The organism is Franconibacter helveticus LMG 23732 (genome assembly GCF_000463115.2).
Taxonomy (GTDB): domain Bacteria; phylum Pseudomonadota; class Gammaproteobacteria; order Enterobacterales; family Enterobacteriaceae; genus Franconibacter; species Franconibacter helveticus.
Genome location: NZ_AWFX01000054.1, coordinates 103316 through 113632 on the forward strand (window position 1 = coordinate 103316; position 10317 = coordinate 113632).

At 54.1% G+C, this 10317-nt stretch carries 10 protein-coding genes; 3 read left to right on the forward strand and 7 right to left on the reverse strand.

From position 1 onward, the window contains the following. Positions 1 to 9 precede the first annotated feature (9 nt). The 4 genes from DW56_RS18455 to osmE form a co-directional block, all read right to left on the reverse strand. Positions 10 to 2559 carry a fimbria/pilus outer membrane usher protein gene (locus DW56_RS18455; RefSeq protein ID WP_394372240.1) on the reverse strand — a complete coding sequence of 850 codons (2550 nt, stop codon included), beginning with the start codon at positions 2557 to 2559 and terminating at the stop codon, positions 10 to 12. 21 nt (positions 2560 to 2580) lie between these two features. Beyond that, a complete protein-coding gene (locus DW56_RS18460) occupies positions 2581 to 3240 on the reverse strand; it encodes a fimbrial biogenesis chaperone (RefSeq protein WP_234409239.1) in 660 nt (219 codons plus the stop codon). 119 nt (positions 3241 to 3359) lie between these two features. Then, positions 3360 to 3890 (reverse strand): fimbrial protein, encoded by a 531-nt coding sequence (locus tag DW56_RS18465; RefSeq protein WP_024554950.1) that lies wholly within the window; start codon positions 3888 to 3890, stop codon positions 3360 to 3362. A gap of 457 nt (positions 3891 to 4347) precedes the next feature. Next, on the reverse strand, positions 4348 to 4689 hold the full coding sequence (gene osmE, locus DW56_RS18470) for an osmotically-inducible lipoprotein OsmE (RefSeq protein ID WP_024554951.1): 342 nt from the start codon (positions 4687 to 4689) through the stop codon (positions 4348 to 4350). A 254-nt stretch (positions 4690 to 4943) separates the two neighbouring features. Here osmE and nadE point away from each other — a divergent pair, with 254 nt between their 5' ends. From nadE to cho, 3 genes are all read left to right on the forward strand, one after another. Continuing rightward, positions 4944 to 5771, forward strand: coding sequence for an ammonia-dependent NAD(+) synthetase (gene nadE / locus DW56_RS18475; protein ID WP_024562150.1), 828 nt, complete (start codon positions 4944 to 4946; stop codon positions 5769 to 5771). A 40-nt stretch (positions 5772 to 5811) separates the two neighbouring features. Beyond that, positions 5812 to 6729, forward strand: a complete 918-nt coding sequence (gene yddG / locus DW56_RS18480) for an aromatic amino acid DMT transporter YddG (protein ID WP_024555367.1) — start codon at positions 5812 to 5814, stop codon at positions 6727 to 6729. A 73-nt stretch (positions 6730 to 6802) separates the two neighbouring features. Continuing rightward, positions 6803 to 7684 (forward strand): excinuclease Cho, encoded by an 882-nt coding sequence (gene cho / locus DW56_RS18485; RefSeq protein ID WP_024562149.1) that lies wholly within the window; start codon positions 6803 to 6805, stop codon positions 7682 to 7684. On the opposite strand, the gene ves is transcribed toward cho, so the two are convergent. The 3 genes from ves to astE form a co-directional block, all read right to left on the reverse strand. After that, the gene (gene ves, locus DW56_RS18490; protein ID WP_024562148.1) at positions 7675 to 8223 is read right to left on the reverse strand and encodes an environmental stress-induced protein Ves; all 549 of its coding nucleotides are present in this window, start codon (positions 8221 to 8223) and stop codon (positions 7675 to 7677) included. The two genes, cho and ves, sit on opposite strands and share 10 nt — an antisense overlap. Positions 8224 to 8535: 312 nt before the next feature. Then, complete coding sequence (gene spy / locus DW56_RS18495; RefSeq protein WP_024555284.1) at positions 8536 to 9021, reverse strand: ATP-independent periplasmic protein-refolding chaperone Spy; 486 nt, start codon at positions 9019 to 9021, stop codon at positions 8536 to 8538. Positions 9022 to 9338: 317 nt separating this feature from the next. After that, a complete protein-coding gene (gene astE, locus DW56_RS18500; protein ID WP_024562147.1) occupies positions 9339 to 10307 on the reverse strand; it encodes a succinylglutamate desuccinylase in 969 nt (322 codons plus the stop codon). Positions 10308 to 10317 lie beyond the last annotated feature (10 nt).

Below are 10317 nucleotides of genomic sequence, written 5' to 3' on the forward strand. Positions count from 1 at the left end.
CTTCCTTGATTAGATGCACGCCGCAGTCAGGTCGAGCATGTCTCGTCCTTCCGGCAGGGCTGGCGGTAAAATAACGTTAGCCTGGCAGTGCTGAGTGCTTTCCCGGCCCCACTTCACCTGCAAAGTCGTCTGGTCGTTGATGCCAGACAGATAGACCACGCCCCCTTCGTCTACGATGCTTTCCGTATCGCTTGCCTCTTTACGCGTCACGATGGCGCCAAACGGCACGACGTCGCCGTTTGCGCGATGCAGCGTCAGTAAGATGCGATAACCTCGTCGGGCGTCGAATTGCGCCTCTACCAGCGCCCCTTTATTCGGGATAACGCGGGCGGAAGTCGTTTCGGTATCGACGTCAGGCGGCAGCGTGGTGGTATCAATGGTTAACCGATTTTCCTGATAAGGCGTAAGCCAGGGTACAACGGCGTAGCCAAACCAGTCTGTCGAGACGCCGGGCTGGTTGACCAGCCTGATGTCGCTGGCGCCATTCGCGCTGACCAGCGCAAACGCATCGCCAAGCGGCTGCGAAAGCGTAATGCCATGAGGATGTACGACCACAGCCCCGGCTGCGCCATAGCTCCACTGACGGCTGGTGTCGCTCCGGTAATAGCCAAGATTCAGGTTGGCGTAGCGGGATTTATAATTCACCTCGGCATTGCTGTCGCTGTCAACATCGTGCGAATCCCCTTCACGGTTAACGCTTTGCGAGAAAGCGTAGCCCAGCCGACCATCATCAAACGCGCTGCCGCTCAGGCCGGTTTGCAGCCTGCTGTCGCCCGCTTTGTTCTGGCTCATGCTGACCGTTGCCCAGCTATGGGGAAGCCACTCGCTGAGCGGGATGGAAATCCCCAGCGCAATTTGCCGATCGGTTTCGCCCTGAGTTTTATTCCAGTTGAGCGACACGTTGTAGCTTACTGTCGCGTAGGTTATCGCCATACCGGCGGAGAGGCTTTTCTCGGTGTCGTCGCGATCCCAGTAGTTTCGCTGCCAGGCGTTAATGTAATAAGAACCGTACTCGCGCGTGCTCTGATTGATACTGATCTGGAACTGACTGCGCTTTTGGTCGAAAGCATAATCAGAAGCGCTGGCGTCGTTTTCCCCACGATTTGCCTCTTCGAAGGTGTAATAACCCGCCGTGGAATAGCGATAGCCGGCGAGGGTTACGGCAGTGCCGGTCGCCTCGATATTTTTGGCGTACTGGAAGCGAAAAGATTGGCCATCATGAACCGATTCATCCTGTAAGACGCTGTGCGCCTGCGTGATATCCAGCGATACCGAGCCCCACTCGTCCATACCGATGCCCACACCCAGCGCTGCCGCCTGATACTGTTCGGCGCCGAGCGCGCCGCCGTAAAGCGTGACCCGGTTATTCACGCCGTAAAACAGCGCCCCTTGCACAAATTCCGGTTCGTTGTCATGCGCCCAGCCTGATTCATAGCGGCCAGCCGTCAGGTTGTACTTCGCCTGACCGGGCCGCTGCATCACAGGCACGGAGGAAAAAGGCTGGATAAAGACATGCTCTCGTCCATCGGCTTCTTTCACCGTGACTTCAAGATCGCCGCTGTGGGAGGTGGGATACAGATCGTTAATCTCAAACGCACCGGGAGCCACCACGCTCTGGTAAATAATGTAGCCGTTTTGCCGGATGGTGACCTGGGCGTTGCTGTTGGCGATGCCGCGAATGGTCGGCGCGAAGCCCCGCTGGCTATCCGGCAGCATATTGTCGTCCGAGGCGAGCTGAACGCCTTTAAACTGCACGCTGTCAAACAGCGCTGACGGCGTATAGCTTTCACCGATCACCAACTGCGCGCGCAAGGCTTTTATATCCCGCTCAACCCAGCTTGACAGCGAATTCCAGTGCGACGCCGCATCATCTTTCGTCCAGGTGGAGTAATTGCGCACGCGCCATGGGCCGACGTTAAGCCCGTTTTGCAGATTCACATACTGCGACTGTTCATCGGGACGGCCATCCGCCTGATTTTGCGAACCCGACCAGGAGTAATTGCTAAACAGCGTGGTGATGCCATTATTCCAGTATTGCGGATCCACATAGCCGCGGGGGGAAACCACCAACGCAGCCTGTGGAATACTGACGTTTAAAATCATGCGCCGGGTATCTACTTTCGCAAATGCGGCGGGGATAATGCTTCCCAGGTCGTTGACCGGCGCGTCATCCGCTAACGTTGCCAGCGCAGGGTAAGCCTCAACCCGAACGCCCAGGTCTTTTAGCAATCGCCGGGTTATCACCGGGGACATTTCAGCCGGAGCAGAGGCACGCAAGGTGATATCCCGCGTCAGGACGTCGCTCCCGTTAAGCCAGACATGAAGCTTGTAACTGCCCGGCGGCAGCGTTCCCCGGTCGCTAAAAATAGATAAATCCACGCCTTGCTGGCCAGGGTTCCCCTGCTCCATCAGCATCGGATCAAACCAGACGCGATCGCGGGCGTTGGCTGGCTGGGTTTCAGAAAAGAGTAAAGCAAAGCAGCCTGCCATAAGCGTTGTGCGGGCAAGCGCATCTGGCAGGCTTTTACCCGATGGCGCGTACGTGCGTTTTTCTTGCATCCTGCGCAGTTTCATCCTGTATCAAAGAGCGCGAGTCTCGCTTTTCGTGGCGCCGCCATAATCATTGATGGCGGACCAGGTCACGCGACGGGAGCGTTCTGTTGAAGGCAACGTAAAGACGTTTTGGCCAAACGGCCCTACCATGTCAGCCTGTTTGAGGGTCGTGGTGCCGACCTTTAAATATTCAAACACCACATGCCAGGGCGTGGGATTTTCAACGGTTAACGTTTGTCCCGTTAACTGGAAACGTAATTTTTTATAAGCATCCTGCGCCCCGGTAACCAGCCCCCGGGGGCGATAAAACAGTTTGAGCCGCGTTTTTACCACGAGCTTTAACGTATTCACCGAGGCAGGATCGGAGGGAGGAATCGCGCGAATATTTAAATAAAAAAGCGATTCTTTATTCTCCGGTAAATCGTTACGCGTCTTCGCAATACGCAGCGTACGCTCTTCCAGGGGTTCAATGCGAAATAAAGGCGGCGTGACGATAAAAGGCCCTCTCGTCTTTCCATCGCCAGTATCTACCCATGACTGTATCAAAAAGGGGTTTTCAGTATTGTTATTTTTAACATTCAGTGAAGCTTCTTTTTTATTATCCTCATAAAAGACGCGCGTGCCGCCAATCACAATGCCGCCCGCCAGAACAGGGTGTGATAAACCTGCCGTCATAATACCTGCCATGAGCAGTAAGCCGGATAACTTACATGGCCTCATTAAATGTTTCCTTTAATTATATAAACAAAACAGAAAAGGCCGAAAGCGAGATGCCTTCGGCTTAGTGTTATATAAAACGGTAAATGCTACCGGTAGTCGAACGTAATATCGGTAGTTCCGTTAGCTACGCCCGGAGTAATAGTTGTGGCCGTAGATTCATAATATGCAATCAGGTTTAAATCCACATTCGCTGAGGGCACTTCAAATTTGCGGGTGGTAAAGTTGTTCATAGGAACGATATTGCCCTGGTCGTCATGAATGACAATGGCAACGCCCGCCGCCCCGCCGGTTACCTTCAGATAGTCTTTATTGACTACATCGGAATCGCCGGTCAGGTAAATGCTGAAATGCGGGTTCTCGCCCTCTTCTACCACCGGGCAATTTTTTAATTTAATAACAAAAGGAATGGGCGGCGTTTTGGTGCCCACGACGCCATTAAATTGTCCCACAGAATAGGTGCCTAATTCGACATTGATTTTATGGTTCGGCGCGTCAATTTCGCACGCCTGGTCAGTAATTTTGCCCGTAAAATTAATGGTGCCGTCTGCTGCAAAGGTTAATGCGGGAGCGGCGGCTAAAAAACCAACCGCGGCTAAAGACGCAAACCATTTTTTCATATTTTCCTCCATGATGATGGCTGGTGCTGATTGCTGGCGGAATAACCTTCAGAATACAGGTTGTTTTTAGTGGAACTATTAACCCGGCCATAAGTTGAGCCGCGGAAATTTATAGCAAAGCATAAGTAAAAATCAACCTGAGATTACATTGACAAAGCAAATACTTTTTTGTTTTTTATAGCGCTAAATTATTTTTAGAATAACAACTAATATTTGTGCTGATAATACCCGCAAAAAAAGCGTCATTCACGTCTTAAAAACAACCAATTCAGAAGCGGGAATGATGAAAAAAAATAAACCCAACCCGTAATAAAAAAAATACGAAAAGTGCTATTTTTTAGTCTGGCTTTTTGTTTCGCGATGTGCGTCGTGAAGAGGAAAAAAACAAACAGGGGCTTATTGATAAATAAACATAAAAAAACCGGCCAGCGCCGGTTTTTTTATTGCCTGAAAGCGCTTACTGCTTCGGCGCCTGCGGGTCGGTGTCGTATTCGGCACAGGTCTGGTAGCCGGAGTTAAGTACGTGACCGGTGTCATCCAGGGCGACGAAATAGGTTTCAGTTTTGCCGTTACGGCTGCCCAGGATATAGGTCTGGCAGGTGCCACGAGCATGGATCATGGTCACTTCAGAAGAAGGCTGACCGGCAATCTGGCGAACCTGTTCGCGGCTCATGCCTTTTTTCACATCTTTCACTACAGGCTGCGTGAACTGATCGGCAGTGCGGTCATAAGCCGTACAGCCCGCCAGCATAGTCATAACCGCCGCTGCACTTAAAAATCCTGCAAAGTTCTTTTTCATTTTGTCTTCCTCTTTTCTCAGCGTGTGAAATAAGCCTGGAATAGAAATGAACATTTATCAACTCGTTAGCGATAAGCGAAGCGAATTAGGATTATTCCCTGATGGACATAAGGGAAAAGGCAAGCGACGCAATTAGCAGCGCTTGTACGTGCGAAGACGGCAGGAAACTTGTCGTTTTGCCGTCAAAGGGTTAGCTTTAACAAATGCTGATTTTTCGCCTGCGCGTTGCAGGTAACCACAACCGGAGGGGTTAAATGTCTTTGCAGCAAGAGATTATTCAGGCGCTTGGCGCGAAACCGCAAATTGACGCCCGTGAAGAGATCCGCGCCAGCGTCGATTTCCTCAAAAGCTACCTCAAAACCTATCCCTTTTTGAAAACCCTGGTGCTGGGGATAAGCGGCGGCCAGGACTCCACGCTCGCCGGCAAGCTAAGCCAGCTGGCTATCAGCGAGCTGCGTGACGAAACCGGCGACAGCAGCTATCAGTTCATCGCCGTACGCCTGCCGTTTGGCGTGCAGTTTGATGAACAAGATTGCCAGGACGCGCTGGCATTCATCCAGCCGGATAAAGTACTGACGGTAAATATTAAGGAATCTGTGCTCGCAAGCGAGAAAGCGCTGCGCGAAGCGGGCATTGAGCTGAGCGATTTTGTACGCGGCAACGAAAAAGCGCGCGAGCGTATGAAAGCGCAATACAGCATTGCGGGCATGACCAAAGGGGTCGTGGTCGGCACCGACCATGCGGCGGAAGCGATTACCGGCTTCTTCACCAAATATGGCGACGGTGGCACCGACATCAACCCGCTGTTCCGTCTTAACAAACGTCAGGGCAAACAGCTGCTTAAAGAATTAGGCTGTCCGGAGCATCTGTACCTGAAAGTGCCAACGGCCGATCTGGAAGACGACCGTCCTTCCCTGCCGGATGAAGTGGCGCTGGGCGTGACTTACGAAAACATCGATGATTACCTCGAAGGCAAGCAGATTGACGAAAACCTCGCGAAAACCATCGAAGGCTGGTATCTCAAAACCGAGCATAAGCGTCGGCCGCCCATCACTATCTTTGATGATTTCTGGAAAAAATAATCGCGCAAAGGTGGCTTCGGCCACCTTTTTATGGAAGCGTATGCCTGATTCCTCCCCTTCCCTTTCCGCTTCGCCGGTTTGCACGCAGCGCGCCACCCTGGCGGGGCTGACAGCCATTCTGCTCTGGAGCACCTCCGTTGGCTTATTTCGCAGCATTGCCGAACAGTTTGGCCCAACAGGCGGCGCCGCGCTCATCTACACCGTAAGCGCCCTCTGTCTTTGTCTGGCCTCTGGCTTGCCGCGCCCGCGCCTGCTGCCTGAGCGTTACTTGTTTATCGGCGGCGCGCTTTTTGTCAGCTATGAGATAAGCCTCGCGCTTGCCATCGGGCTTGCGCACACGCGGGCGCAGTCGCTGGAGCTTGGCATGATCAACTACCTCTGGCCGAGCCTTACCGTGCTGCTGGCGCTGTTTTTAAACGGCCAGCGCGCCTCGTGGTTCATCTGGCCGGGCCTGGCGCTGGCGATAACCGGCGTGGCGCAGGTGATGAAAGGCGACGGTGACTGGTCTCCCGCGCTGCTGTGGGCCAACATGCAGGATAATCCCGTCGCTTATGGTCTGGCCTTCGCCGCCGCGTTTATCTGGGCGCTTTACTGCAACCTCACGCGCCGCTGGAGCAAAGGCGCGAGCGGCGTCACGCTCTTCTTCTGCGCCACGGCCGCGGTGCTGTGGGGGAAATTTTTCTTCACTGCGCAGCCTGCGCTGCATTTTACGCTGCCCGCCTCGCTGCAACTGCTGTTTATGGGGCTCTCTACTGCTGTCGCTTACTCCGCCTGGAACCACGGCATCAGCCGCGGCAATATGACGCTGCTTGCCACCGCCTCTTACTTCACCCCCGTGCTCTCCGCGCTGCTGGCGAGCCTCTGGCTGGGCCTGACTCCCGGCTTCGGTTTCTGGCAAGGCGTGGGCATGGTGGTGCTCGGATCGCTGGTCTGCTGGCTTGCCACGCGCAATCGCTGAGCAAGATGACGCTTTTTCCACCAATCATTCCCTGATAGACTGGATAAGTAAACAGTATTCAGGAGAGTAATGAGTGGTAAGGCGTACTGGCGCGCCAAGGCTCGATTTCGAAGCTGCGGCGATTTATGAATACCCTGAGCATCTGCGTCCCTGGCTTGAAGATTTACCCAGGCATCCGGGCGTGTATGTGTTCCATGGCGAAAGCGAAACCATGCCGCTTTATATCGGTAAAAGCGTAAACATCCGCAGCCGTGTGCTGTCGCATTTGCGCACGCCGGATGAGGCGGCAATGCTGCGCCAGTCGCGGCGAATCACGTTTATCCGCACGGCGGGCGAAATTGGCGCGCTGCTGCTGGAAGCGCAGATGATTAAAGAGCAACAGCCGCTGTTTAATAAGCGCCTGCGCCGCAACCGACAGCTCTGCTCGCTGCGCCTGAACGGCGCGAAGCCGGAAGTGGTCTACGCCCGCGAAGTTGATTTCTCCCATGAGCCGGGGCTTTACGGCCTTTTCTCCAGCCGCCGCGCCGCTTTGCAAACGCTCCAGTCGCTGGCGGATGAACACCAGCTCTGTTATGGGCTATTGGGGCTGGAATCGCTAAGCCGCGGCCGCGCCTGTTTTCGTTCGGCGCTGAAGCGCTGTGCGGGCGCCTGTTGCGGGCGTGAAAGCGAAGAAGCGCACAATGAACGGCTTATGGCGGCGCTGGCGCGCATGCAGGTGATCTGCTGGCCGTGGCAAGGGCCGGTGGGGCTGAAAGAGAGCTTTGGCGAGATGACCCAGTACCATATTATCCATAACTGGTTCTGGCTTGGCTCGGTTAACACGCTTGAAGAGGCGAAAGCCATTAAGCGGGCGCCGCAGGGTTTTGATAACGATGGCTACAAAATACTCTGTAAGCCGCTTATCAGCGGCCAGCACGCTATTGTGGAGCTGGCCGCTGAACTCGCTCAGAGATAAGTGATTTCGCTAAACAGCAGCTGGCCTTCTGGTTTCAGTAGCCGTAGCGTATGGACGCCCTCCTGCCACCAGGCGCCCTGATCGGCGGTAAGCAGTTTGTCCCCCAACTGCCACGCGCCGCTAATCACATAGATTATCCCGCCGCGCGAGCGAAACGTGGTGAAGGTGCGGTCAGCGACCCGCACCTTCGCCTGGCAGCGGCCGCGACGGGTCATAAGATTAAAATCCATCGACATCCTGCCAGCGGATAATTCCGCGCGCACCGGTTGCTCGCCGGAAAAACTAAACGGCTGGTGGCGGCGCAGGGTATGACGAAACGCATTGCCGCCATCAAGCGTTATTTCGCTGCCTTCCAGCAGGGTGATCACCCGATCTATCTGCGGTAAGGGGGCGAATTCGCCGTTGCCTGAAAGCGAGGCAATGCTGGCTCGCCAGTTAAAATCGCGGGTAGCGGGCGGAAAACAGCAAATCTCGCGCGTTTCGCCTGCGCCGTTTCGCCATAAATTGACCGGCATTTTTTTAATATCAAAAAATTCCATTACCGCTCCTGAAAAAAACGCATCATGCGCCAAAGCTCCGCCATAAAGAGGCAGAGCGAAAATGTTATGGGTATAAACAAAACCGGATATCGGCAGCGCCGCGCCAAAGTCGCAAAAGCCGGGCGGCTCTTTTTACCAGCGGATTTAACATCCTGACAGCAAAAGTTTTTTAACGGACGCTGAGGCAATGAGAATAACGATCTGCCAGCCGCAGGCAAGAGGGAAACGCAAAAAGAAAACCGCCGGTCCTGTCCACAGCGACATGGCGCGCTATGGACAAGACCGGCGGTCTTGAAGGTGTCGCTGTAAGGGTTACTCAGCAGCTTCCGGCATTTTACCTTCCGGCGCCGGACGTTCTGTCAGACGCTTCTCAAAATTGGCGTTAAACTGCTTTTTCTGCTCCGGCGTCAGAATGTTATAGATCTTATTCTGGGTTTCCAGATGAGCCATCATGCGCGCTTTGTTCTGCTCGGCCATTTTGTCGACCTGGGCCTGCGCTTTGGTGCGGTCGAAGCTGTCGCTGGCGATGAGGTTGTGCATTTCACGGCGCTCCTCCAGAGACGGACGCTTGAACTTCTCGCGCTGCGCTTTATGAATATCGCGAATCTGCTGTTTCTGCGCATCAGTCAGGTTCAGGCCTTTGAACATCATCTCATTGTGCGGACCGCGCGGGCCTTTATGGTGCTGCATCGGCTTGCTGTCGGTGGTTGCGGACGTGGCGGTATCCGCCGCATGTGCCAGATTAGCTGCGCCCAGAGCCAGAGTGGAAGCAACAAAAATCGCAGTTAATTTACGCATAATATTGTCCTTACTTTGTTTATTCAGCGACAGGGTTTGTCGCGTTGACGAGAATGAGTTTAGGGCTTCTTACGTCAAGTAATCAGAGCCACAGTAAAACAATGAAAGGATAAAAAACAAGATTTAATCAATTATGAAGGAAATAAGGATAAAGCGTGGAGAAACGCTAAAAAATATAACAATCACTTGATTACGAAGGAAATGTGCAGAAAGTATAAAGTGAAGCCGATGCAAAATAAAGCAATACGCCAGGAATATTCTGCAAATAGTTTTCGGCCAGTCAGAATATAAACAGGCTCCTGAACGGAGCCTGTAAATTATTTCATCTCAATAAGCATTAATCCTGCCCGCATACCGGTCGCGACCGCGGGGTTCGGGAATAAAACATATTCTTTGTCATGCGTCGCTTCATAACGCGTCTCGCCATCTTCCGCAAGCAGCGTACCGCGTGGAAAGGCGGTGAAGTTGAGCGTTTGCGCCGTCATGTGCAGCACGAAATTTTCACTGTGGCGGGTAATTTGCTGCACCACTTTATAACGCAGCGGCGGCGCCTGCGCCACCGGCGCCTCGCCGCCTGAGAGCAGCGCCGCCAGCGCCTCCTGCGTTTCAGCGAACTGCGTAAGATCGTTTTCACCAAACGGCTGCGCCTTACCCAGCTCCAGCGTACAGCTCAGCGCGCCAAAATGTTCGCTGCTGAAATGGGTAAACGTGCCGCCGGGGGCGCGATGAAAAACCAGCGCCTGTAACCCCGCGCAGCCAAGCCACGCCAGATAAGCGTCGTCATAAGGCAGAGGCCGGGCCGGCAAAACGCCGAAGCGCGGATGATAAGAGCCGCGAATAGCCGTATGCATATCCAGATGCCAGCGCACTTTCTCCTCGCCGCTGGCGAAAAAGGTTTCCAGCTGGTGCTCGAGCACGTTGGCCCGCTGCGTCTCGACGCTATCCGGAAACTGTTGCCAGCGCCCGCCAAACATACGGTTCATATCGCTGTGCAAATAACGCTTGCCGCTGCGCAGCGACGCCGGGTTGCCCAGTATCACCAGCAGCCGCCACTGTAGCGTGAGTGCGCCGTCGAACAGCTTTTTGAGCAAGCTATCCACTATTTCCACTGGCGCGGTTTCGTTGCCGTGAACGCCCGCAGAAAGAATAAGCGACTTCTCTACCGGCTGGATGGGGGTCAGAAGTAAAACGCCTTCATCCCACCATTGCCAGCGAAAGTGCGCGGTCTCGCCCTGCTTTTGCTTTGGCGCTTTGCCCCGCAGCGTTTGCGCCAGAAAATCCCGCATGATGCCTCCT